At 58.0% G+C, this 24518-nt stretch carries 16 protein-coding genes; 3 read left to right on the top strand and 13 right to left on the bottom strand.

The window, feature by feature from the left end; genetic code table 11:
- Nucleotides 1-43 precede the first annotated feature (43 nt).
- The 3 genes from CAUR_RS13675 to CAUR_RS13665 all read right to left on the bottom strand — a co-directional run bounded on the left by CAUR_RS13675 (nt 44) and on the right by CAUR_RS13665 (nt 4317).
- Complete coding sequence (locus CAUR_RS13675; protein ID WP_012258463.1) at nt 44-2419, bottom strand: LamG-like jellyroll fold domain-containing protein; 2376 nt, start codon at nt 2417-2419, stop codon at nt 44-46.
- A gap of 338 nt (nt 2420-2757) precedes the next feature.
- A complete protein-coding gene (locus tag CAUR_RS13670; RefSeq protein WP_015909258.1) occupies nt 2758-2976 on the bottom strand; it encodes a hypothetical protein in 219 nt (72 codons plus the stop codon).
- Nucleotides 2977-3060: 84 nt separating this feature from the next.
- Nucleotides 3061-4317, bottom strand: a complete 1257-nt coding sequence (locus CAUR_RS13665; RefSeq protein WP_012258462.1) for a hypothetical protein — start codon at nt 4315-4317, stop codon at nt 3061-3063.
- Nucleotides 4318-4521: 204 nt separating this feature from the next.
- Between CAUR_RS13665 and CAUR_RS13660 the strand changes: the two genes are divergently transcribed.
- From CAUR_RS13660 to pepF, 3 genes are all read left to right on the top strand, one after another.
- Nucleotides 4522-6126 (top strand): amidohydrolase, encoded by a 1605-nt coding sequence (locus tag CAUR_RS13660; RefSeq protein WP_012258461.1) that lies wholly within the window; start codon nt 4522-4524, stop codon nt 6124-6126.
- A gap of 16 nt (nt 6127-6142) precedes the next feature.
- Nucleotides 6143-7351 (top strand): MFS transporter, encoded by a 1209-nt coding sequence (locus CAUR_RS13655; protein WP_012258460.1) that lies wholly within the window; start codon nt 6143-6145, stop codon nt 7349-7351.
- A gap of 1015 nt (nt 7352-8366) precedes the next feature.
- Nucleotides 8367-10175, top strand: a complete 1809-nt coding sequence (gene pepF / locus CAUR_RS13650; protein WP_012258459.1) for an oligoendopeptidase F — start codon at nt 8367-8369, stop codon at nt 10173-10175.
- A 171-nt stretch (nt 10176-10346) separates the two neighbouring features.
- Here pepF and hemF read toward each other — a convergent pair whose 3' ends face one another.
- The 10 genes from hemF to acsF all read right to left on the bottom strand — a co-directional run bounded on the left by hemF (nt 10347) and on the right by acsF (nt 24479).
- Nucleotides 10347-11255, bottom strand: a complete 909-nt coding sequence (gene hemF / locus CAUR_RS13645) for an oxygen-dependent coproporphyrinogen oxidase (protein WP_012258458.1) — start codon at nt 11253-11255, stop codon at nt 10347-10349.
- Nucleotides 11256-11266: 11 nt separating this feature from the next.
- Nucleotides 11267-12598: a glutamate-1-semialdehyde 2,1-aminomutase gene (hemL, locus tag CAUR_RS13640; RefSeq protein ID WP_012258457.1), complete on the bottom strand. Its 1332-nt coding sequence runs from the start codon at nt 12596-12598 to the stop codon at nt 11267-11269.
- Nucleotides 12598-13665, bottom strand: a complete 1068-nt coding sequence (gene hemE / locus CAUR_RS13635; protein ID WP_012258456.1) for a uroporphyrinogen decarboxylase — start codon at nt 13663-13665, stop codon at nt 12598-12600. Before hemE ends, hemL begins: the two co-directional genes overlap by 1 nt.
- A 253-nt stretch (nt 13666-13918) precedes the next feature.
- The gene (gene hemB / locus CAUR_RS13630) at nt 13919-14977 is read right to left on the bottom strand and encodes a porphobilinogen synthase (protein WP_012258455.1); all 1059 of its coding nucleotides are present in this window, start codon (nt 14975-14977) and stop codon (nt 13919-13921) included.
- A 4-nt stretch (nt 14978-14981) separates the two neighbouring features.
- Nucleotides 14982-15734 carry a uroporphyrinogen-III synthase gene (locus CAUR_RS13625; RefSeq protein ID WP_012258454.1) on the bottom strand — a complete coding sequence of 251 codons (753 nt, stop codon included), beginning with the start codon at nt 15732-15734 and terminating at the stop codon, nt 14982-14984.
- Nucleotides 15731-16705 carry a hydroxymethylbilane synthase gene (gene hemC / locus CAUR_RS13620; protein WP_012258453.1) on the bottom strand — a complete coding sequence of 325 codons (975 nt, stop codon included), beginning with the start codon at nt 16703-16705 and terminating at the stop codon, nt 15731-15733. The genes CAUR_RS13625 and hemC overlap by 4 nt, the downstream gene beginning before the upstream one ends.
- A gap of 8 nt (nt 16706-16713) precedes the next feature.
- Nucleotides 16714-18018: a glutamyl-tRNA reductase gene (gene hemA / locus CAUR_RS13615; RefSeq protein ID WP_012258452.1), complete on the bottom strand. Its 1305-nt coding sequence runs from the start codon at nt 18016-18018 to the stop codon at nt 16714-16716.
- A gap of 180 nt (nt 18019-18198) precedes the next feature.
- Nucleotides 18199-19497, bottom strand: a complete 1299-nt coding sequence (locus CAUR_RS13610; protein WP_012258451.1) for a BCD family MFS transporter — start codon at nt 19495-19497, stop codon at nt 18199-18201.
- Nucleotides 19494-23270, bottom strand: coding sequence for a magnesium chelatase subunit H (locus CAUR_RS13605; RefSeq protein WP_273067666.1), 3777 nt, complete (start codon nt 23268-23270; stop codon nt 19494-19496). Before CAUR_RS13605 ends, CAUR_RS13610 begins: the two co-directional genes overlap by 4 nt.
- A gap of 81 nt (nt 23271-23351) precedes the next feature.
- On the bottom strand, nt 23352-24479 hold the full coding sequence (gene acsF / locus CAUR_RS13600) for a magnesium-protoporphyrin IX monomethyl ester (oxidative) cyclase (RefSeq protein WP_012258449.1): 1128 nt from the start codon (nt 24477-24479) through the stop codon (nt 23352-23354).
- Nucleotides 24480-24518 lie beyond the last annotated feature (39 nt).

Here is a 24518-nt window from a genome sequence, read left to right as displayed (position 1 = left end):
CTTCGGCAGTAGAGCTTATTGCCGGTGCTGGCAGGCAACGCAATCACCGCTGCATCAACGGCACAAAGACCTGATGCCACAGCGGGACAGCCATCGGCTCACTAACCAGTCCTGTTGCATCACGCACACGGACGAAGAGCTGGCGGGTTTCGCCAGCCTCCCATCGCCAGCGGATTTCCGGTACCAGCGGTAGCCAGGCTGCCGTGGCGAAATCGGGGGTGGTACTCAGTTGTACATCCAGTGGTGTATCTTGATCGTGGGAATCGAAGCGCAATCGCACAGTGTCAGTTTCGAGCCACTCAGTCTGGATGCCGGCACGTGGTGGCAGATTGAGCGTTACTGTCTGCGATACAACAGTCGTGTTTCCCGCTCGATCAACGTAGGACACCTCTACCACATGATCGCCTTCAACTGACGGTAAACTCCAGCGATAGCTGTCGTAATACGGTAACGGATCGCTCTGCTCACCGTTAATGCTCAACGTCACCGCAACAATGCCACCGTTGTCGTCCATAGCATTGGTGTCAATGCGGATTGTGGGTTCATTGACAACGACCGGATCGGGGGACAGGGCTGGTGCTGTGGCAAGAACAGCAATTTCGGCTGGTGATAAGGGATTAGCAAAGATCGCCAGGTCGTCAATTGCCACGCCGGCAGCGGGACTACCGGCGCTAAAGCGTCCGATATACAGCAGCGCACCAGGAAGATACGGTAAGACGGCGTTATTCCGCTCGGCAACCAACACGCCATCGATGTAGAGGGCTTTATACCCATTCGCAGCATCCCAGATCACCGCAAAATGGTGCCAGCCGGCACTCAACGTATCCGGTACGCTCAGCAGGTCTTCGCCGCTGGTGGCATCACCCACCGTCCAGAACGTCCACTGCGCACGACTATCGGTTCCAGACCGATCCCGGCGCAGGGCCAGGGTTCCAGTATAGACAGGCACCCCTTCCGGTTCGGCACTCGTCGCAAACAGATAGTGGCGATTAAGGCTATTGCCGGGGAAGGTGGTCGGTATCTCAACCCATAAACTTATGGTTCCTCGTTCAAGATCGAGGTTGCCGGTCGTGGGTAAGGCAACGATGGCGTTGTCGCTCACCATTGCCTGACCGAAGCGACCGCCGGTAAAGCGTGGATTGCCACTGAGGTATGGGATGCTCTGACCAACTGTCTGGAGCGCATGCCCATCGAAACTCACGGCAAGGCGGAGATGGTCGGGCGGTGCGACACGCATCGTACCAATTGGCGGTGTGGTGTCAGACACTGGTGGCATGTAATCAGGCGGTGTGAAATCGTAGGTGCCGATTAGATCAGGATGCCAGAGCCAGGTACTGGCTGCACAACCGGCGTAGGCCGGGCAGGGATCGGGGCCGGGGCCGAACCAGCCATACGGATCAACCTGTTTGCGAATACCCCCTTCCCAGCGCCGGACTTCAAAGTGCAGATGCGGAGTTCCGCTCACCCCACTGGCACCGCTCACACCAATCTGCTGACCGGTTGCAACGCGCACCCCATTGCCCTCGTTGAAGATGGGTGCAAATGCACTCAAATGCCAGTAGACGGTCTCGTAGCCGTTGGGATGAACAATGACAACGCCAAGACCCCGTGACTCACGAAACGCATACGCCGTACCACTTGCGGCAGCAAGGATCGGAGTGGAGAACGGTGCATCCGGGAAAACATAATCATGACCATCGTGGCTATTGTATTGCACGTTTCGCCGGCCAAGATAGTCAACCATTTCATTGTTGCCATCACCCCCGGTATCGACCATTGGGTAAAGATGATCGAAGTAGGCAAGATGGTTGACCCGCGTACCCATCGGCCATGGCGCCCGTAACCAACCGGTAACATCGGTCGTCACCACGACAGGTGGCGCGAGCTGACCATCGAAATAGGTACGAAGTGCCGCTGCGGTTGCTTTCACTGCTGCCAGCCATGTCACCGAATCACGGCCCTGAGCCAGAAATCGCTTCATGGCAATCCACTCAGCCGGCTCATCAAGTGAGATGGTGAGTGTCAACCCATCTTGTAATCGAATGGTTGGCGGTTGCTGATACGGTCCCAATCCAGCCCGTAATTCCCGGTTAACCCATGTGATCTGTTCGGCGAAACCGGTAGGGCCGTGCAGGCCGAAGGGGTGACTCAAGGCGGTTGCTGGCGGAGCAGGATCGCTGATTAGACCCGCTGTTGCTTCGAGCAGGGCCAGGGTAAGGAATGGACTGACGCCGAAGTAAATGCTCTGCTCTTCGATAATCTGGGCCGCAGGTTTCCCGTCAACATCGAGTTCTTTCAAGGGGCCGGGCTGCCGGGCGAGAAACTCAGCCACGCTCCATCCACCGGTCGGCTGGGCGTGGACCGGATTGGCGATAACAACGAAGCTCACGATGAGCAGCCAGGAGGCGAAGCGATGCATAAGTGACCGTATGCAGCAATGGTTCGATGTTGTACCTATACTACCATAACGTCATTGTGAGGCAAAGGTTTCCTGGATGACAAAGTGCTAAGGTTTGAATTAACGGGATGCTTTACCAGCACACCTTACCTCTCCAGGAATGCAACTGCTGCCATGTCGGAACACTCTGGCACAGACTTCTGGTTTCCCCTCTACCGCGCACAGAGGAGTGGAGGCAGGAAGCTCCAGCGCCAGCTTCTGGTCTCCCCTCACCCGTGTGTAGGCTATGCATTACCCATAACTCGAATACTGCATAGCTCGCGTGCGGGAGCAGGGGTGATGGCCGGCGAGTCGGCGGGTTAAAACCCTACCTCAATTCCTTGAAGCCCCTGCGGGACTGGCCTGACGACGGGGAAGAGTGCCCCCAGACCCTGCAGGGCTTGCACGCTGTCAGGCAGGGCTTCAGCCCGTCCACGGTACAGCCCGCCCAACGGCGGCAAGAGGCAACCCAACTGTAGATGGACGACAACACTGCCCTCTTCCTGATCGGTGTGCTGGATCAGGATACGTTGCTTCATGTACGCTGTAAATACCTGCCTGTACTACAGCAAGGCATCGTAATAGCAAGTTTGCTGAGCGACGTTCCAGGTCTTGTTGGCAAGCTATCGCTCTTTAGACTGACGCACTACCCGCATGAGTAGCGACAGCAAGACTAAAATGCCCAGCACTCCATATTCAAGAATCGGTATGCGCAGAATATCAGGTAAACGATGCCACTCACGACGTACACCGCAATAGGTCAATGCGGTTGTTGCATACGCGGCACCGATTGTCCACCGCGCTCGTTGCGAGAGTCCCAGGCCGTGCATCTGATTAATGACGAACATCGCGAGCAGGCTGAAGGTAAACATTGCACCCAACCCGCTCCGCTTGTAGAGAGTCGAAACAACTGCATGTGGCAGCACCATCAACTCCAGTACCAGTGTCCAGCGCGGGTCGCGATGCGCTTTTGTGTAGATCAGTGCCGATTGCACAAAGAGCAGGAGGGTGTGAAAGAGACCGGTGTAATGCAGCGGTTTCGGATCGATAGGATGATACCAGAAATTGTACGTCGATGCCCACGAGAAGATATAACCGTGAAAGCGCCGGGCAAAGCGGACTAACTCAGGTGGTGGCAAGACCCGCCGACTGCCGAAGAAAAGACCACGCCGGGGTGCCTCAAGCGCCAGCGTCAACATCAAGATGAACGCAACAGAGCCAAGCGCACTCCCTTCAGGCACATCACGCGCCAATCCGTCGTAGGTATAGTGCGACTGGAGATAGTGCAGGGCCACACCACCAGCATTAACGGCCAGCGCAATCCAGTTGAGTCGCTTCATAGCAGTAGTGTAAGGCAAGCGCTGGTGTTGAGCAGCGTAGATACACCCCCAGATCGCGAACTGATGCAGCAGGTATCCACTCCAGGCCAGCCAGCGCTGTGCCGGATGGGGGATGGCGGAAATCCAGCGGTAATCACCGTGTTTACCGCTATATTCGATATAACGCTCAGGCTCGCGTCCAACCAGGGCAGAGAGGCCAACCGTACCGGCACACACCGCTGCTGCCGGCAAGAGCAGATCGTGGGCATTCGGCGCAGGTGCATCAACATCCGCTGCTTCAGTCACCCAATCCACGTAGCGCCGCAGCACCCAACCGGCCAGCGCTGCCCCGGCTGCGGCTGCCAGACCACTCGCGAGCGCCCGCCATGGATGCCGCCGCGGTTCAGCCACTAATCCCGCACACACAGCACCTGTTGTACTGACCAGCAGGAGTCCCGCACCAGGACGTTGACCGCGCATCACATCAAGCCAGTACATCGCCGCCATCGGGTTGAAGAGTGCTGCTCCCGCCAGAGCGTAATTCGTGCGCGGATTGGTCACGGCTGGCCTCCTCTCAAGGCACGAACTGTTAACAGTATGTGCAAAATGATGACATATCATACCACACTTGCAGCGTGCGAGAAGGTTGAAGGTTCAGGAGTTAAGAATCTTTTCGACTGTGTAAATATTTGACTACTCAGATTTGACAGAACGGTGGGAGATGCGTAGGATACGACGCAACACCCTTAGCGCAGGAGGCTCGCAATGAAGACGATCATGATCTACAACGGTCCCATTTACACCCTCGATTCAAAGCAACCGGTAGTACGGGCACTGGCCATTCGCGGCGAGCGCATTATCGCCGTGGGTAACGAAGGTCCGGTACGTGCGGCAGCCGGCAGCCAGGCCGAGCTGATTGATCTGCAAGGGCGAGCGGTTGTTCCGGGGCTAACCGATGCTCACGTACACATTGTGCTCCACGGACTGGCCCGTCAACAGGTACGCTTGACCGGATGTGCCGATTATGCAGCCGCCCTTGATCACATTGCAACTGCTGCGCAGCGCCTTCCTGCCGGAGCCTGGTTGCGCGGTAACGGATGGGATCATACGCTGTGGGGAGGACACTGGCCAACACGTACCGATCTCGACCGGGTCTGCCCGGATCGCCCGGCGATGCTCTCGCGGAAAGACGGCCATTCGCTCTGGGTTAACAGTCGGGCACTGGAACTGGCCGGCATCACGGCGGCAACCCCCGATCCGGCTGGAGGTCAGATTCAACGCGATGATCAAGGAGAGCCGACCGGTATCTTGCTCGAAACCGCTATGGAGCTGGTACGGGCAGTGGTGCCGCCACCCACACGGGCCGAGCGGATTGCCGCGTTACGGCTGGCGATTGATGAAGCACTCAGCTACGGTTTAACCGCTCTCCATGTGCCACCGGCCACCAACCCGACGGATGGCCCCGACACCCTGATTGATCTGCAAACCCTTTACCATACCGGCGATCTGACCATCAGAGTTCTGGCCCATCTCGCCGGTGCACATCTCGATCACGCCATTGCCCTTGGCTTGCGCAGTGGTCTGGGTGATGACTGGCTGCGGATCGGCGGCCTGAAACTCTTCGCTGATGGATCGCTCGGTTCTGAAAGTGCGCACATGCTGCTGCCGTATGAAGGACGAGATCATACCGGCATCGCCGTCATCCCTCCCGCCGAGATGCAAGAGATTGTCACGCGGGCCAACGCTCATGGGATCAGCGTTGTCGTGCATGCGATTGGTGACGCCGCGAACCGTAGTGTGCTCGATGCGATTGCCGCTGCCCGGGCTACGGCTGCGTCTCTAGCCCTACCCAACCGGATCGAGCATTGCCAGATTCTCGATCCCCACGATATTCCGCGTTTCGCCGAGCTGAACGTTATCGCTTCGATGCAACCCATTCACTGTACTGCTGATATGGTGATGGCCGAGCGGCTGTGGGGGAAGCGCTGCGCAACCAGCTATGCCTGGCGCAGCCTGCGCGCTGCCGGGGCAACGCTGGCGTTTGGCTCCGATGCACCGGTCGAGACAATGGATCCGTGGGCCGGTATTCATGCTGCCGTAACCCGCCAAACGACCGATGGCACGCCGGATGGAGGATGGTATCCTGAACAACGATTAACCCTGACGGAAGCGTTAGAGGCATACTGTATTGGCCCGACAATTGCCGGCGCCGATGCCGAACGAAGGGGCCGGCTCATCCCCGGCATGTTTGCCGATCTGGCAGTGCTCAATGGCGATCCCTTCCAGATGCCGGTAACCCACCTTCATACATTGCACGCCGAACTAACGATGGTTGGGGGCAAGATCGTTTTTAATCGCACATCTCGTTGAGAAAGGGATTGCCATCATGCTGCGTAATCGCGTCTTCACAGCCGTTGTCGGTGGTCATTTTATGGTCGATCTGCTGAACAGCCTGGGAGCAGTTCTGCTGGCGGTACTGGCGGTACCGCTCGGTTTAAGCAATCAGCAGATCGGGTTAGCGCTGACGATCTATACGCTCCTTGGGGCGCTATCACAACCACTCTTTGGCTGGATCGCCGACCGACTACCCGGACGCACCCTTCAACTCGCAGCAATTGGCGTGATCTGGATGGCAACCTGCTACACAGGCGTTGCCCTTGCCCCTAACTGGACTATCCTGCTGCCGTGTTTTCTCCTGGCCGCGCTCGGCAGTGGTCTCTTTCACCCGATTGGCACCGCCAGCGCCGCGGCTGCCGTGCCCGACAAACCGGCCAGTGCAACATCGATCTTCTTCTTCGGTGGGCAGATCGGTCTGGCCACCGGCCCAATCCTGGCCGGTATTGTGTTGACCATGGCCGGGACACCCGGCATCGTGCCAATTGCGCTCGCAGCCGCCATACCGGCAGGTGTATTACTCCTGGCGCAACAAACCGCACGCAGTCGCCGTCTGAACCGCGCTGCTCCTACACCCAACACCCACCCCTGGACAAAGCTGGCTGTCGTTCTGTTGATTGCCTTTATTGTGCTGGTAGTTGTGCGATCATCGATCCAAACCGTCTATCAATCATTCCTGCCCAAACTATTCAGTGATCGCGGATGGGAACCGGCGATCTATGGTGCGCTGGCCGGCACCTTCATGGCGAGTGGCGCAATTGGCAATGTGATTAACGGTTGGATGGCCGACCGCTTCGGCATGCGGGCTGCAACCGTCTGGCCGCTCATCCTCAGCGTCCCTGCCGGTCTGGCCTGCTTCATAGCTACCCCCTTGTGGGCAATCTTTATCGGCTGCGGCCTGGCAGGTATGCTCGTCGGCGGCCAGCACAGCATCCTGGTCTTACATGCCCAACGCATTTTACCGGTACGACAGGGGTTGGCATCGGGACTCATCCTCGGCTTCACCTTTGCCAGCGGCGCCATCGGCACCTGGTTTAGCGGCATCATTGCCGATGTGATTGGGCTTGAAACCGTGATGATCGGCGTTACCCTGCTCGGTTTACCGGCAGCCGCTCTGGCGCTCACCCTGCCGGGCCGCCCTAAAGCAACCGTCACCCGCGACATACCTGCGGGGATGCAAGCGGAAGTGCGGGGGTCGTAAATAATTCAAGTTGCCACCTTTATCACCACAGAGGCACGGAGGACGCAGAGGATGGGCATAACCTGGTTTGCTCCTATGAGGCGTGGCTCCGTAAAAACTGGCTGCTCCTGACATCATTTATGCGGTTATGCCACACGGTGTAAAGGACAACGTCGTGCCGTTCCTGGCAGCCAGCCTCCGTGTCTGCTTACAGTATAGATGGCAACTGGGGTATGATAGTGCCGTGTTTCGCTAGAGCCTGCGTCAGTACGGCATCAAGCCTCCATTCCATGACGCGAACGTTTCCCCAGTCCCTGGCGAAAGCTACTGTCACTGACCGAATTTTGAAATGAGTTCTACAACCCAAGTTACTACCATTTTCACCACAGAGACACAGAGGACACAGAGGAATGGGGATAAGTCGGGTTGTTACCGTGAGACGTGACATAGCACATCCGCGAGAACTGGTTGCTCCCCACATCGTTCATGCGGTTACGCCATACGGTATTAAGTGCAGCTTCGTACTATTCATCCTGACAATCAGACTCTACAGCCAGCTCACGGCATAGGTGACAACTTGAGTTACTATATCAGGTGGAGGAGGTAGTTGGAAGGATGTCACGTCATAGAGTAAGTTCACGTCATCTCATCGATTATTGATTATTGATCGTTCACCAATCGCACGTCGTAACCGTCATCGATTAGGTGTGCCGGCGCGATATGCACCTGACATCGAGCAAAATGGAAGCATGGCTTCCACACACCAAACCATGCGACAAGAGCATTACTGCGCATGATTGCTGCGCGGATGTACAACATAGCTGCCAGGCATTGCTTTCGCCTATCCAGCGGGAAAGATGTTTCGGATAACCTCGCAGGGGAAACTCTGATTTGAAACCCTCCATTCCCGTTCACACCAACACGACGATGAAACTGGTACCTTGCACCACCTGACAATTGCCATTATTCCTTCCTACACCAAATATTGCTCACTCAGCTTATAATGAACAAATGAAGGAAACGAAAGGAAGGTATTATGACCACAACTACCAGCAAAGTTCCAACCCGTGCCGAGGTACCGGAAGAGTACACCTGGGATTTGAGCCAGATCTTTCCCGATGTAGCGGCCTGGGAGCAAGAATTGAGTGCCGTTGAGGCGCGAGCGCAGGAGCTGGCCGCCCTGCAAGGTACCCTGGCTCAAGGCCCGGCTCAATTGCTGACCGCGCTGACGCTGCGCGACGAGGTTGGTCGTCGCTTATACGCGATCTATGTGTATGCCACACATCTGAAGGATAGCGATAGCACAAACCCGGTTGGTCAGGGATTGGCTGAACGTGCCAGTAGTTTTGCCGCCCGGATACAGGCTGCGCTGGCCTTTATCGAGCCTGAACTGTTGACGATTCCAGCGGAGACCATTGAGGCGTGGGTAGATGCCACTCCCGATTTGCACGTCTACCGCTACGAGTTAGAGAAGTTGAACCGGCAACGCGCCCATATACGCTCGGCTGAGGTTGAGCAGGTGATGGCCGAGTTCAGCGATCTGGTCCGTACACCGTACCGGACGTTCTCGATGTTGACCGACTCAGACCTGCAATTTCCGACGATTGAGGATGAGAATGGTCAACCGGTGCAGTTGTCGCATGCCCGCTATGGCCGGTTGCTCGAAAGCCAGGATCGGCGGGTGCGTCGTGATGCGTTCAAAGGATACTACAGCGCATTCCTGCCGTTTCGTAATACGATTGCAACAACGCTGGGTGCTGCGATCCGTTCGCATGTGATTGAAGCCCGTTTACGTAATTACTCCTCGGCGCTGGAGGCAGCACTGGCACCGAATGAGATTCCGGTCGAGGTGTACCACAACCTGATAGCGACTGTGGAGGCCAATTTGCCGCGCTTCCATCGTTATCTGTCGGTACGGCGTCGCTTGCTGGGCCTGGATGAGCTGCATTTCTACGATTTGTATGTCCAACCCGTACCCGATGTCGAGTTGACGATCCCGTACCACGAGGCGTGCGATTTGATGCGGTCTGCCTTCCGGCCTCTCGGCGAAGAGTATAGCGCTGCGCTTGAGCAGATGTTCAGTCGCCGCTGGATCGATGTCTACGAGAATGTTGGCAAGCGCAGCGGTGCTTACAGCGGTGGTTCGTATGGCACACCGCCCTACATTTTGCTGAACTACCAGGATCGGCTGCGCGATGTCTTTACGCTGGCACACGAATTGGGCCATTCGCTCCACTCCTACTTCACCCGCACCCATCAACCGTTTGTCTACGGGAATTACACGATTTTTGTCGCCGAAGTGGCTTCAACTCTCAATGAGGCACTGTTGACCCACTACATGCTCACCAATGGTGCTGATGAAGCACTGCGCCGACGCCTGCTGGCGCAGCAGATTGAGGAGATTCGGGGCACCATCTTCCGCCAGACCATGTTTGCCGCCTTCGAGTTGTGGATGCACGAACGGGCCGAACGCGGTCAGCCGCTCACTGCTGATGCCCTGAGCCAGTATTATCGCGATCTGGTCATTCGCTACCATGGCCCTGAGTTGCAGGTCGATGATGAGCTGGCGTATGAGTGGATGCGCATCCCTCATTTCTATTACAACTTTTATGTCTACCAATACGCAACCGGCATCTCGGCAGCGCTGGCATTGAGTCGCCAGATTATCAATGAGGGTCAGCCGGCCATTGAACGCTACCTGCGCTTCCTGCGGAGTGGCTCATCACGCTCGTCGATTGATTTGCTGCGTGACGCCGGTGTTGACATGACATCACCGGAACCGATACAGGCGGCGATGGATACATTTGCCGGGTTGGTTGATCAGCTTGAGCAGTTGGCCGGTTGAGGGTGAGAGCGGATTACCCGCTTCGTGATCTTTCTAAAGTCTATGCAAGGGCGACCGGTTGGTCGCCCTTGCGTGTAGGTAACGAGTATGGATTGTGGGCCGACGAATTGGGAGCGGTCTGGGCAATCTACCAGTATGCTGTCAGATATGCAGCGTGGTATGGACACGCAGCTACTCCTCCGCCCAGTCACGTGGCTTGAGAAATTCGGCCATCGCTGCTTCCGGTGAACCGGGTTCGGGCTGGTATTTGAATTGCCAGCGCGCCAGCGGTGGTAATGACATTAAAATCGCTTCGATGTTGCCCCCGGTTTGCAGCCCAAAGAGGGTGCCACGGTCGTAAATCAGATTGAATTCGACGTAGCGTCCACGACGGTAGAGTTGCCACATGCGTTCGCGTTCACCGTATGGGGTGTGCATACGACGACGCACGATGGGCAGGTAGGCGTCGAGGATGGTGGTAATGCCATCACTCACGAAGGCGAAGGCGCGCTCGAAGCCATCGTCGCCGGCGGGATGCAGATCATCGAAAAAGATGCCACCAATCCCTCGCATTTCGTTGCGATGCTTGAGGAAGAAGTAGTTATCGCAGGTCGCCTTCATTTCACGATAGTCGGCAATTGGGTGACGGGCACAATAGTCGCGTAATGTTACGTGAAAATGGCGGGCATCTTCAGCGAAACCGTAGCTGGGGGTGAGATCCATCCCCCCGCCAAACCACCAGTCATCGCCGGCTTCAAAGTAGCGAAAATTGGCGTGAAACGCCGGTACGTAGGGGTTGCGCGGGTGCAGCACCATCGAGATGCCGGTTGCGAAGTAGGGCTGACCACGGGTTGAGGGGCGATGTTGCCAGATGCTGGGTGGTACTTCGACACCATAGACCGCCGAGACATTGACACCGGCCCGCTCGAAGACAGCCCCTTCAGTCATTACCCGTGCGGTGCCACCACCACCACCTGGGCGCTCCCAACTCTCGGCGACAAACTGAGCGTGCTGATCGATCTCTTCAAAGGCGGCGCATAACCGCTGCTGGCCACTCCGCATCAGATCGTGTACGATGGTACGGGTATCGGTGATTGTCATATGTAATCTCCTCATTCCGCCGACGATACCAGTCCAGCAAACGCCACTTCTGCCGCCGCCAGGGTTTCATCGATGTCGGCATCGGAGTGCGCAGTGCTGAGGAAACCGGCCTCAAACTGTGACGGGGCCAGATAGATGCCCTGATCGGCCATCGCCCAGAAGAAACGGGCGTAGCGCTGGGAATCGGCGTAGGCTTTTGCTTCGGCATAGCTGGTGATCTGGCTCCCCTCTTGACGCAAAAAGTAGCAGCCGAACATAGTGCCGACATTACCAACCTGCACCGGAATGCGATAGCGTTCGCCAAGCATGCGCAGGCCATCGGCAAGCCGGGCAGTGCGGGTGACTGCCTGCTGGAAGGCACCGGCATCCCCGCCGAAAGCGGTACGAAGGGTCGTCAGACCGGCGGTCATCGCCAGAGGGTTACCACTCAGGGTACCGGCCTGATACATCGGCCCGGCAGGCGCAACCAGTTGCATCAACTGCCGTTTGCCGGCATAGGCACCTACCGGTAAACCGCCGCCGATGACCTTCCCCAGGCAGGTCAGATCGGGATCAAGACCCCACAGCGCCTGCGCACCACCCGCCGCCACCCGGAAACCGGTCATCACTTCGTCGAGAATGAAGATCGCGCCGTGGGTCTGGGTCAGTTCACGCAACCCACTCAGGAAGCCAGGTTTAGGCAGCACGAAGCCCATATTGGCGGCAATAGGTTCAACAATCACTGCCGCAATCTCGGCACCACGGTTGGCAAACAACGCTGCCGCCGCATCGAGGTCGTTGTACTCGATGGTGATGGTCTCGGCAGCCACCGATGGCGGGACGCCGGGACTATCAGGCAGGCCAAGGGTCGCCACCCCACTGCCCGCCTGCACCAGCAGCATATCGGCATGGCCGTGGTAGCAACCGTTGAACTTGACAATCAGGCGGCGACCGGTAGCGGCACGAGCCAGACGCAATGCGCTCATCGTTGCCTCGGTACCGCTGTTGACAAAGCGAATCTGTTCAATCGAAGGCACCAGTTCGATCACCAGCCGGGCAAGTTCGGTCTCCAGCTCGGTTGGCGCGCCGAAGCTGGTACCCCGTTGTGCCTGAAGGGTAATCGCCTCGACCACCGCAGGATGGGCGTGACCGAGCAGAAGCGGCCCCCACGAGAGCACGTAGTCGATGTAACGATTGCCATCGACATCCCACACATAAGCGCCCTGCCCACGCTCAAAGAAGATAGGTATTCCGCCAACCCCTCGAAAAGCCCGCACCGGCGAATTTACACCACCGGGAATCACTTCCCGAGCAGCAGCATAATCGGCCTGCGAACGGCTGTAGCGTTCGGTTACAACACTCATTACACAACCTCCTGAAGGACGGGAGCGGTAGCTGGGAGCGGATACGATTGGACAAACTCGACCAGATAGCGCACGTGATCAACCGGTGTTTCGGTGAGAATGCCGTGACCGAGATTAAAGATGTGTCCCGGACGCCCACCGGCCCGTTCCAGAATGTCACGGGCACGAGCGGCAATGATCGACGGCGGTGCAAAGAGGGTCATCGGATCGAGATTGCCCTGAACCGCATGATTGAACCCGTACTGCGCCCAGGCCACATCAAGATCAATCCGCCAATCAACACCGAGCACATCGGCTCCGATCTGGCGCACTTCGCCGGCCAGACCGGCCATATCGGTACCAAAATAAATAATTGGTGGTGTTACGTCGCCTAAACGGGCGCGGATTGTTTGCACGAGCGCCTGGGTATGGCGTAGCACATACGCCCGGTAGTCGGCAGGCGAGAGAGCACCGGCCCAGCTATCAAAAATCTGGACCGCGTCGGCACCGGCTTCGATCTGAGCGATTAGATAGTCGGCAACTAACCGGCTGAGACGTTCCATCAGATCGTGCCACGCTGCCGGTTGCTCGTACATAAAGCGCTTGGTAAGCCGATATTCGCGCGATCCACCACCTTCAATGGCATAACTGGCGAGCGTAAATGGCGCACCGCTGAACCCGATGAGCGGTAAACCGTTCAGCTCCCGCTTGACAAGTTGCAGTGCCGCCAGGGTATAGGCAACCGTCTCGCGCGGATCGCACGAGCGTAATACACTGACATCATGCGGGCTGCGGATCGGGTTGTGGATGACCGGCCCTTCCCCTTTTTCATACGTGAGCTGTAACCCTAGCCCTTCGAGTGGGGGCAAAATATCGGCAAAGATAATTGCCGCATCAACGCCAAATGCCTGCACAGGCTGAAGGGTCACCTCGGCGGCAACTTCTGGGGTTTTAACCATCTGCAAAAAGCCATAGCGCTCGCGGATGGCCCGGTATTCCGGCATGTAACGTCCAGCCTGGCGCATTAACCAGATCGGTGTGCGATCAACCGGCTGACGACGACAGGCGCGCAGAAAACGATCTCGCATTGCACTCCTCTCAATCTTTACAATGGCGGGTTGGGTTACCACAAAGACACAGAGGGCACAGAGGTTTTTTTGTTATCTCTGTGTCTGCTGTGCCTCGGTGGTGCATTCCTGTCGGGCTGGTTCACCACCGAGTCACGGAGAACACAGAGGGTTTTCATCATCTCATCTCTGTATCCTTGGTACCTCGGTGGTGCAATCCCTTCCCCCGCGTTGACGCTGCTGAGCGCGGATTGAAGACCTCGCTCAGCACCAGTCATCCAAGCCATTCGGCGGCTTCTCTGGCCCAATAGGTGATAATCATGTCAGCGCCGGCACGTCGAATAGCGGTCAGCATCTCCAACGCAATCCGCTGCTCGTCGAGCCAGCCCTGTAATGCTGCGGCCTTCACCATACTGTACTCGCCGCTCACCTGATACGCTGCCAGCGGCAATGTATGGCGGTCGCGCACCTGCCGGATAATGTCGAGGTAGGCGAGTGCCGGTTTGACCATCAAGATATCTGCTCCCTCCGCCACATCGAGATCGACTTCACGCAGTGCTTCACGCGCATTGGCCGGATCCATCTGGTACTGGCTCCGATCACCGAACTGAGGCGGACTTTCGGCAGCATCGCGGAAGGGGCCATAAAAACCGCTGGCATACTTTGCGGCATAGCTCATGATCGCGGTATGGCTCAGCCCCGCAGCGTCCAGCGCCGAGCGAATCGCCGCCACCATGCCATCGATCATGCCAGAAGGGGCAATAATATCGGCTCCGGCACGGGCATGCACTATCGATGCTTCGGCCAGCAGCGCCAGGGTTGGATCATTAAGCAGGTACCCTTCACCCAACTGCGGTTGAAAATCATCGCGGGTCGGTGTGTTGAGCACACCACAGTGACCGTGATCGGTGTACTCGCAGAAGCACATATCGCTAATAACCACCATTCCCGGCACTTCAGCTTTGATGGCCTGGATGGCCTGGGGTACAATCCCCGCCGGGTCGGCATTCTCGCTACCACACGGATCCTTGTGGGCCGGAATCCCAAACAGGAGCACGGCCCGAATCCCGAGCGCCGCCAGCTCGCGTGCTTCGCGGGCAGCCTGGTCGGGTGACATCTGGTACTGACCGGGCATCGAGGCAATCGGATTGCGCAGGTTATGGCCGTGACGGACAAAGATCGGGGCAATCAACTGGGCCGGTGTCAGGCGAGTTTCGCGCACCAGATCGCGCATGGCCGGACTGATCCGCAACCGGCGCGGACGGTGAACCGGCGTTGGTACCTGTGTCGTTGTGCCATTCGTAGCCGGTGTATGACGTGAGAGCACATCCACAGCCTTACTCCTTCACTTCACAATACGGTGTAAAAACCTGTTCAAGCACAGCAATCAGCGCATCGTCGTTTGGACGTTCGGCAATACCCGCAATGGGGAGCCCTAGATCAGCGCAAACGGCAGCCGTGCTGGGGCCAATGCAGACCAGTGGCGGCAAGCCGGTCGGTACGTGAAGCTGCTGCAACTGGCGAACTGCCGAACCACTGGCGAGCACGATAGCGTCAATCGCACCGTCATCGATCATACGTTGCAAATCGGCAAGGCCAGGGCCGGCCACGGTGCAATAGGCGGTAACCCGATCAACGTCGGCACCGGCAGCGCGAAGCGCTTCAGTGAGAGTTGGCGGAGCAATATCCGCGCAGGGCAACAAGACACGCTTCCCGGCAAGCTGCCCCATGATCGCCGGCAAGGCACTGCCGATCTCGGTATCAGGAACAACTGTAGGTTCGCGCCCCCAGGCCCGCCGACAATCGCTGGCAGTCGCTTTGCCAACCGCTGCAATGGCGGTCGATTCAGGAATTGTGGTGTCAGCTAACACCTGCACCGTCTGCCGGCTGGTCACGACCAGCCAGTGATACGCACCAGTAGCCAGACGATTGAGCGCCTGCTGCAATGGTGCCGGATCGGGAGGCGGCATATAGGCAATCAGTGGCGTCAGAAGTGGAATCGCACCAAGCGCCTGCAAGCGTGCAGCCAGCGTATCGCCACGTCCGGCCGGGCGCGTGATGGCGATTCGACGACCAACCAGTCCACTCATCGTCGTGCCTCCAACTGATGACGGATAGCGGTGAGAATCGCGTCACCGCCGCGAGCCAGCAATTCTTCGGCAACCGCCACTCCCAACGCTTCGGCCTGTGCCGGGTCACCGGTCTGCTCGGCAAACACCAGCGTACTGCCATCGAGAGTACCAACCATCCCGCGCAGATGCATACCGGTATCGGTCATAACCGCGTGAGCTGCCACCGGAATCTGACAGCCACCTTCCAGACGGCGCAACAGCGCACGTTCAGCGAGTGCCGCTGCTCTGGCTGCCGGATCGTCAAGTGACTCTACCAGCGTGCGCGTTGCCTCATCATCGGCGCGGGTCTCGATAGCCAGAATACCCTGCGCCACCGCCGGCAGCATCACCGATGGCTCAAGCGGATACACAACCGCTTCGCCGATCTGTGCGCCGGGGGTGCCATCCCACAAACCCAGCCGCCGCAACCCGGCCGCAGCCAGAATGAGCGCATCGTACTGACCGGAGGCCAGTTTACGCAGGCGCGTATCAACATTGCCCCGAACGTCAGTCAATTGCAGATCGGGCCGATGATGGCGCACCTGACTGGTTCGCCGCAGGCTTGACGTGCCCACCCGTGCACCGGCAGGCAACGTAGCGAGATCGGTGCCCAAACCGGCCTGACGGACAACCAGCACATCACGCGGATCAACGCGCACCGGAAACGCCGCCAACACCAGACCATCCGGGGTCGCCGTCGGCATATCTTTTGCGCTATGTACGCACAGATCAACCTCACTGGCCAGCAAGGCATGCTCAAGTTCTTTCACGAACAGACCTTTATCACCGACCGCCGACAAGGCCACATCGAGCACCCGATCACCGGTGGTCGAAATAATCCGCAGCTCAACCTCTAATGAGGGAAAGGCCGTGCGGAGCGCGTCGGCAACCCACACGGACTGAACACGGGCAAGTGCCGAACCACGAGTACCAAGCAATAAACGTGCCATAACTCCTCTCAATGCTCCAGATTAAAGAGTTCGGCCAGAATGGAAGCATAGCGTTTGCCCTGACCATGCGCGGCGGCTTCGCGCAGGCAACGGGTAGGCAGGTGCAACAGCTTGTTCACGATACTCCGCGACAGCCCTTCAATGACTGCCCGCTGTTCGGGTGAGAGATCGTGCAAGCGACGCAAGGCACGGGCCAGTTCCTCATTCCGTACCTCCTCAGCCCGCTGGCGCAACATTGTCAGTACCGGCAGGGCCTCCTGGGTACGCATCCAGGACAGAAACTCCTGCACCTGCTCTTCAACAATCTGTTGGGCAATCTCCAGGACTGCGCTCCGCAACTCAATCGTATGACTCACAACCTCACGCAGATCATCAACCGTGAAGAGGTGTACACCGGGAATCTGGGCGACATCAGCCGCAATGTCGCGGGGCACGGCCAGATCGATCAACAACATCGTCGGCGGATCGCACTCACCACAGGCGCGAGCCCGCTGTTTATGGGCAATCGCCTCGGCCACGTGATGGCGGTAAATAATCGGTACCGGTGCTGCGGTCGAGCTAATGACAATGTCGGCGCGGGCCAACGCCTGGGGTAGAGCACCGAAATCAAGCATCTCAGCACCGTAGCGTTCGGCCAGGGCGGCAGCACGCGCCGACGTGCGATTGACAATCGTCAATCGATCAGCACCGTTGGCGATCAGATTCTGGGCGGCAAGCTCGCTCACCTCACCGCCGCCGATCAACAACACCTCACGGCCCCGTAGATCACCGAGCCGACGACGGGCAAGCTCAACACCGGCCTGCGAAACACTCGCCGCCCCTTTCCCGATAGTCGTTTCGTGGCGCACCCGTTTCCCGGCGACCAGGGCAATCTGAAACAGACGGTGCAAGATCGAACCGACACTGCCGATCCGTTGCGCCGCTTCGTAGGCATTGCGCACCTGACCCTGAATTTGGGCCTCTCCCAAAACCAGCGAACGTAACCCGGCGGCAGTTGCACACAAATGACGGGCAACGGCTTCACCCTGGTAAAAATAGAGCGTGTGGACAAAGCTCGCGGCTGGACGACGGTGAAAAGCGGCCAGAAAATCGACAACGTGTTGGGCCGTCGTTCCAGGGTTCGTTACACCGTACAATTCAACTCGATTGCAGGTCGAAAGAATCACGGCCTCGGCAAAGAGCGGCGGCGTGCCGGTTTCTGAACTGGTCAATTGCATCAGGGCTGAAGGCAAATCAGTCTGGCTGAAGGCAAGTTGTTCGCGAATCTCAACCGGCGCAGTCGTATGATCGAGACCGGCAAGGAACAGATTCATACTCCTGATCCTTTGCTTTGCAAAATGCTCACGGCAAGACACCGAATGGTGAACCATTGTATCCAGACAGGCGGATGGCGACAAAAACCCCGCCCGCCCGCCCCGACGCCCCTTCGCGTTGATACGGGCCGTATCATTATACTGCAAATAGTTTCAAAATCTGCGTATTTCTATACTTTTCTATGCATCGCCCATTGCGGCAACCAACTGTCCCAGCTCGCGGCGCTGACTACGGAAGGCACTCACATCAATTGCCCGCAGCATCACCAGTGCCGTACAGAGGATAAGCGCTTCAATCAAAAAGACTGTGGCATATGCACCGGTAGAACCCACCACCAGAGCCGCGAGATCACGGATCACGCCGGCCAGCAAGTTGCCCAAACCACGGGCAGCAGCATCGGCAACGCCCCAGGCGCCGATGAAGAGGCCAACCTGTTGTGGTGTTGTCATATCGAGCATTAGCGCCAGATTGGTTGCTGTTGCAATGCCGGTACCAAAACCGAGCAGCGCAATCGCTGGAACAAACAACGGCTCGACATGCAAGATGCCGCTAAGTGCGATCAAGGTTAGACCAACCGCCGCAATCGAGCCGCCGATCATTGCGCCACGCTTGTTGCTGAGCCAACGGCTGAACACAACACCATGCAACAGCAGAGCAAGGAGCGTTGCCCCACCCCAGACGGCGGTCAATTGGGTTGTTGATCGCACATCCATCCCAAAAGCCTGGGCGCCATACGGTTCGAGCAAGACATCCTGACCCAGGATAGCGGACAGCATAAGCATCAGATAGACGAAGAACCGGCGCGCAAGTGGATCACGGACAACCGTTCGCACCGACTCGGCAGCCGAGTAGCGCTCTTCGTGACTCAGCGGGATTGCGTTGCGCGGCTCAAGGCCGATTAAACCGAGTGCACCAACCGTCAGTGCCACGCCAGCACAGATGGCAAAGACCTCGATTAACCGCTCCGGCGAATAGGGTTCCAGTGCGCGACCGGTGCTAATCGCCGTCCCAATCACTGCCGTAATCATCATAAACCACATGACGGCAATCGTGCGCGAGCGCAGGTGTGAAGGAGACATATCACTGGCTAACGAGAGATACGAAACAACCGCAGTATTGAAGCCCACTCCCCAGATACCGAACACGAGGAGCGCCAGCGCCAGCCCCGGCCAGAAGCTGGCATCCATTGCAAATGCAGCGAAGGGGGTGAGAGCAGCACCACCGATGCAGAGCAGTAAGCCTAATGCAATATACGGAGTGCGCCGATAGCCCCAGAACGGATGGCGATCAGAGAACTGACCGATAAAGACCTGCATTGGCGAGAAGAGGTGGGGAAGAATGATCAAGGCAGCAACGATACTGGCCATCAAACCGAGTTCGTGGATCATAATCCGATTGAGGACACCGGTAATCGGCACCAGACTAATCGCCACCGCGACGTGCAACATGCCAAGGCGAATCATCTTAAACCAGCTCATCCTACACTCCTCTCTTCGGTAATGCCTTCCAGTCGATCTTCGAGGTCCTGATAGATTTCCTGCAGGCGGTTGAGGGTTGCTTCATCGGCAGCCCAGAAGCCACGTCCGGCAGCTTCGAGCAGACGCCGAACAACCCCGGCGGTCGCAGTTGGATTGAGGGCGGCCATCCGTTCACGCATCGCGTCGTCGAGTGCGTAGGTGGCTGCAATTTCGTCGTACACCCAGTCTTCTACCGCATTCGCTGTTGCACTCCAGCCATAGGTATGACCAACACGCGCCTCTATCTCGCGCACACCGGCAAAGCCGTGGGCGAGCATGGCTTCGTGCCACTTCGGATTGAGCAATTTCGCCCGCGTTTCAAGGCGCAGCATCGTTTCAATCGAGGCCACGCGACTGGCGCCGGGTGAGCTGATCGCATCGGCAACCAGTACCGGCGGCGGTTCGCCACGCAACCTGGCAACACTCTTTGCCATCCCGCCCAGGTTTTCGTAGTAGTTGTCAATATCCGTGAGACCCACCTCAAAGCTGTCGATGTTCTGGAATGTGGCCTGAACGTGACGCAACGCGCCTTCAAGCAAGCTACGGGCTTCCCGCCATTGCCCATCAGCAGTACGAACAAAGCTTTTGCGTGATAGAAAGGCGTCGCTGAGCTGGTCGTCGTTCTCCCAGGTACCACTCTCGACCAGGAAGTTGACATTCGCTCCGTAGCTTCCAGGCGCATTGGCGAAGACGCGAATGGCCGCTTCGGCTAACGAGACGCCAGTCTCGGCCACCTGGGCGAGCGCATGCGCCCGCACAAAATTCCACTCTGGCGGCTCATCGGCAGTTGCCGCCAGATACGCCGCCCGATCAATCAGGCGCATCTGATGGCTGAGCAGATCGCGGAAGATACCGCTCACCGTCACCACCACGTCGATCCGGGGGCGGCCTAGCTCGGCGAGTGGGCGCAGCGCGACATCGGACACATTGCCCAGTTCATCGATGACCGGACGGGCGCCGATCAGCGCCAGCACCTGCGCGACAGCTTCACAATCGCTCTTGAGATTGTCGGTACCCCACAACACAATCGCGATGCTGGAAGGAAACTGGCCCTGCTCACGACGCAAGCGCTCGATCAGTTCAGTGGCCAGCGCTTCACCACGCTGCATTGAGGCCGGCGTAGGCACCCGGTAGGGATCGAGTGCAAACAGATTCCGTCCGGTCGGCAGCACTGCCGGATTGCGGACTGCATCATTGCTCGGGGAGGGAGGGATAAAGCCACCACGCAGACCGTGCAACAGATTCCGTAGCTCGTGATTGGTCAACAGACCGGTACGCAATTCAGCCAGTTTCGGCCAGAGGGGGCGAAGTGCGGTTGCCGGCACCAGATCGGCAAGTGCAGTGGATGCCGCACGCGCGCCAGTCTCGGCATCAGGGGCTTCGGCATAGGCCAGCATCGCCGCCCTTCCTCGCTCTTCGATCAACCGAAGCTGGCTTTGGGCCGCCAGATCGCTATGTAGGCGCGTGCATAAATCAGCGTAATCAATTCCCATCCCACGGGCAATCAAAGCGGGCAAACCACCATCTGGTTGTAAACTGGCGTAGAGCAGGAGAAAGTCGGCCAGCTCAGCCGGTGCCGGGGGTTGGCCGAGGACGTGCAGGCCGAGAGGGATCATGCGCTGCTCGATCCGCAGTAGCTCGTGAGCCAGACCGGCAACATCAGCGTAATCATCACCACTGGCCGCCATTGGAATGCCTAATTGCGCTGCCCGCTCGCGCACATCGCTCACCAGGGCAGGATCGGGATGGCGTTCAAACTGATCAATTGCATCGCGCAGCGTCCGCAGCCCTTTGTACAGCCCTGCCTGTTGCACCGGTGGTACCAGATAGCTCACCAGTGTGGCCGCGCCGCGCCGCTTTGCAATCGCCGCCTCGCTCGGATTGTTCACACTGTAGACGTAGAAATTGGGCAACGGCCCGATCAGGCGCAGCGGCCAGCAGCGGGCACTCAACCCAACCTGCTTGCCCGGCATAAACTCCATTGCGCCGTGTGTGCCAAGATGAATGACAGCATCGGCGCGGAATTTGTGGATCAGCCAGGTGTAGAATGCGGCAAAGGCATGATTCGGGGCAGCATCTTTCGCCAGCAACAACCGCATTGGGTCGCGCTCGTAGCCAAAACTGGGCTGTACCCCGACAAAGACATTTCCAAACTGACGACCGAGAATCCGAATCCCACGATTGTCGCGCAGCAGATCACCCGGTGCCGGTCCCCAGTACGGCTCGATGTCGGTATACGCCGGGAAGAGCCGGCGATACTCGTCCGCGCTGAGCCAATCGGCGATGTGCGCATCGGCACCGTGGGCCGGTCCATCGGCCAACAGAAGCTGGCGTAACGCATCAACGCTTTCCGGCACCTCAACCTGATAGCCGTCGGCAGCCAGCGCCTGTAACAGACGAAACAGACTGGCAAAGACATCGAGATAGGCGGCAGTGCCAACCGTGCCCAGGGCCGGGGGAAAGTTGTAGATCACCACCGCCAGCCGCTTCTGCGCGTTCGGCATCCGACGTAGGGCCACCCGGCGCGCAATCCGGTCGGCAATCTGCTCGATTTCCGCCTGGGCTGGGGCAAAGCGCTGACCATCAGCCGCCGGCCCGCCAAAGATCAGCGGTTCGGCAGCACCTTCCAGTTCGGGAATGGCGACACTCAGCGCCTGCTGCACCGGCACCAGACCGTTATCATCGGCGCGCCAGTCGTCGATTCGTTGAAACGCCAGCGGTACCAGACTGAGGTATGGACGGTCGAAGCGAGTTAATGCCTCGGCAGCCTGCTGAGGCTGGCTCTCGGCTGGGCCACCAACCAGAGCAAACCCGGTTGCATTGACCAGCAGGTCGACATCGGCCAGCTCCTTATCGAGCAGCGGACGCAAATCAAGCCCGGCAGCGTAGGCGACACGGGCTTCCAGCCCGCGCGCCTCAATAGCGCGGGCCAATGCATCAATATGCGGGGTATTCCCACTCAACACCACCGTCCGCAGGGTCAGAATACCAACCTTACCCGCAGACGGTATGCGTTTTCCACGCCAGCGGTAGTAATCGTTCAACGACGTAAAGAGATCGGGCGCGTCGGGGTGGTAGATCGCCGTATCGGGATAGGTTAGTGGGTCAAGCTGTGGCAGCTTTGGGCGCGGCGATGGGCCATAACGACCGATGAGCACGCAAAGCAGGCGGTAGAGATTCTCTGGCGAGGCATTCAGCCAGTATTGATGACTGGTAATGTAGGTGTACAAATCGCGGGACGTGCCGGGGATAACTTTCAACACCTTACTTAAATTGCGCAAAATCGCCAATTGACGCCGGGCCTCGCCTGCACCACCCTGCGGTCGGAGCTTCTGCACCCAACGACGAAGTGGCCCCGGTTCGTTCTCGCTTTCGCGCCGCAACGAAAAGCCACCGATCCGGGTACAACGGATCAGTGCCGGATTTGAGGTAATAATCAGCGTTGGTCGTTCAAAATGGGCCAATCGTTCGACCAGTGGCCGCACCAGGTCTTCGCTGAACAGGCGTGCCCCGAACACCAGATCGGCCCTTGCCAGATCGCGGTCGAGTTTCGCCCATCCTGCGGCATTACTCAACGTTGCCGCATCGTAGATAGCCAAGCTCAGATCAACCTTATGATCGCGGCGCAGCCGCTCGGCAGCCACCAACAGCGCCGGACGATGATTACCGTCGATGGTTAACACCACAACGTGCATGCGCATTTCCCCATCACTCGTACCGGGCGAAACCGGAATTGCGACAAAACCGGAGCCAGACGGCAGGAAATGTTCCTGCCGCCAGTACCGACAGCAATGTATACCCGCGAACGGACGATCCTAATCGGCTGCTACCACACGCTGCGGACGGTTAGGACCGGGATAATTGGGGAAGCCGGGCAAGCCCTTCCAGCGAATCGCCTCCGTCGTTTTACGGGTGGGCAACCGATAGATAGCCAGCAGGCGGAGCGCAATTGCCGCTTTCAGGCGGGTCGAATGGGCCATTGCAATCGGATCCTTCCGGCTCTCCAGCGCCCGCAAAGCCCGGTCGTATTCAACCAGCTTATCCATGTAGGCGAAGAAGCGTGGATCATCGAGATTCATCGTCTCGGGATAGACCTGGGTTGCAATATCGTTGCACAGCCGGATCACCGTCTGATCGTAGTCACGCCAGTCGAGACCGAGCGCGGCGTAGAAATTGGATCGGCGCGCATCGTTGAGATACATCGTCGCGTACACAGCGAGCAAGAAGAACCGGATCCAGCGCCGGTTAACGCCCTCAAGCATCTCAGGTTGCGAGCGCATCAGCAGGGCAAAGAATTCACCGTGGCGATATTCATCGTTGCACCACTGCTCAAACCACTTGAAGATCGGATGGATGCAGTACTGCGGATTACGTTCGAGGTGACGATAGATAGTGATGTAGCGCGAATAGCCAATCTTTTCGGACAGGTAAACGGAGTAGAAGATAAACTTCGGTTGGAAGTAGGTATACTTCTTCCGCTTCTGCAACACCGTCAGATCGAGGGCCACATTCAGATCGGCCATCGTGCGGTTGAGAAAGCCGGCGTGCCGACCTTCATCGCGGCTCATATACTTGAAAATGGCCCGCAGCGTCGGATCGTGCAGATGCTTAACCATCTCGGCATAGAGCAAACAACCGCTGAACTCCGCAGTACACGAACGCTCAAGAAAATCGATAAAGGAATCGCGTTCGGGCATATCATCGAAATCCTGCAAAAATTCATCGGTGCGGCGGAAGTGGGTGCGGTTGTAATCGTAGGCAAACTCGTCGCGGATCCAATCGAACTCGTCGCGCAGCCCATTGCGGTCGATTTCCAGTCTGTCGATAGCCTTAAAATCGGTCGTGTAGAAGCGAGGTGAGAGGATAGCTTCCTTCAGCGCATGGCGAGTCGTGCGGCTAAACTCACCGGGCATTTCCATCATCAGCGGATTAATCCAGAACATTTCAGCGCTCCTTTGCGATCTGGCAATTCCTGACGTCTC

Source organism: Chloroflexus aurantiacus J-10-fl (assembly GCF_000018865.1).
In the GTDB taxonomy this organism is placed as follows: domain Bacteria; phylum Chloroflexota; class Chloroflexia; order Chloroflexales; family Chloroflexaceae; genus Chloroflexus; species Chloroflexus aurantiacus.
The sequence above is the reverse complement of the archived record's forward strand: the minus strand, read 5'-3'. Positions and strand labels throughout refer to the sequence as shown.

What these genes read in the sequence shown, in the direction of transcription:
- CAUR_RS13610 (WP_012258451.1), bottom strand. Translation starts at nt 19,497, where the DNA reads ATGAGCTGGTTTAAGATGATTCGCCTTGGCATGTTGCACGTCGCGGTG.
- hemC (WP_012258453.1), bottom strand. Translation starts at nt 16,705, where the DNA reads ATGGCACGTTTATTGCTTGGTACTCGTGGTTCGGCACTTGCCCGTGTT.
- hemA (WP_012258452.1), bottom strand. Translation starts at nt 18,018, where the DNA reads ATGAATCTGTTCCTTGCCGGTCTCGATCATACGACTGCGCCGGTTGAG.
- hemF (WP_012258458.1), bottom strand. Translation starts at nt 11,255, where the DNA reads ATGACAATCACCGATACCCGTACCATCGTACACGATCTGATGCGGAGT.
- CAUR_RS13670 (WP_015909258.1), bottom strand. Translation starts at nt 2,976, where the DNA reads ATGAAGCAACGTATCCTGATCCAGCACACCGATCAGGAAGAGGGCAGT.
- CAUR_RS13675 (WP_012258463.1), bottom strand. Translation starts at nt 2,419, where the DNA reads ATGCATCGCTTCGCCTCCTGGCTGCTCATCGTGAGCTTCGTTGTTATC.
- acsF (WP_012258449.1), bottom strand. Translation starts at nt 24,479, where the DNA reads ATGTTCTGGATTAATCCGCTGATGATGGAAATGCCCGGTGAGTTTAGC.
- hemL (WP_012258457.1), bottom strand. Translation starts at nt 12,598, where the DNA reads ATGAGTGTTGTAACCGAACGCTACAGCCGTTCGCAGGCCGATTATGCT.
- hemE (WP_012258456.1), bottom strand. Translation starts at nt 13,665, where the DNA reads ATGCGAGATCGTTTTCTGCGCGCCTGTCGTCGTCAGCCGGTTGATCGC.
- CAUR_RS13660 (WP_012258461.1), top strand. Translation starts at nt 4,522, where the DNA reads ATGAAGACGATCATGATCTACAACGGTCCCATTTACACCCTCGATTCA.
- CAUR_RS13625 (WP_012258454.1), bottom strand. Translation starts at nt 15,734, where the DNA reads ATGAGTGGACTGGTTGGTCGTCGAATCGCCATCACGCGCCCGGCCGGA.
- pepF (WP_012258459.1), top strand. Translation starts at nt 8,367, where the DNA reads ATGACCACAACTACCAGCAAAGTTCCAACCCGTGCCGAGGTACCGGAA.
- CAUR_RS13655 (WP_012258460.1), top strand. Translation starts at nt 6,143, where the DNA reads ATGCTGCGTAATCGCGTCTTCACAGCCGTTGTCGGTGGTCATTTTATG.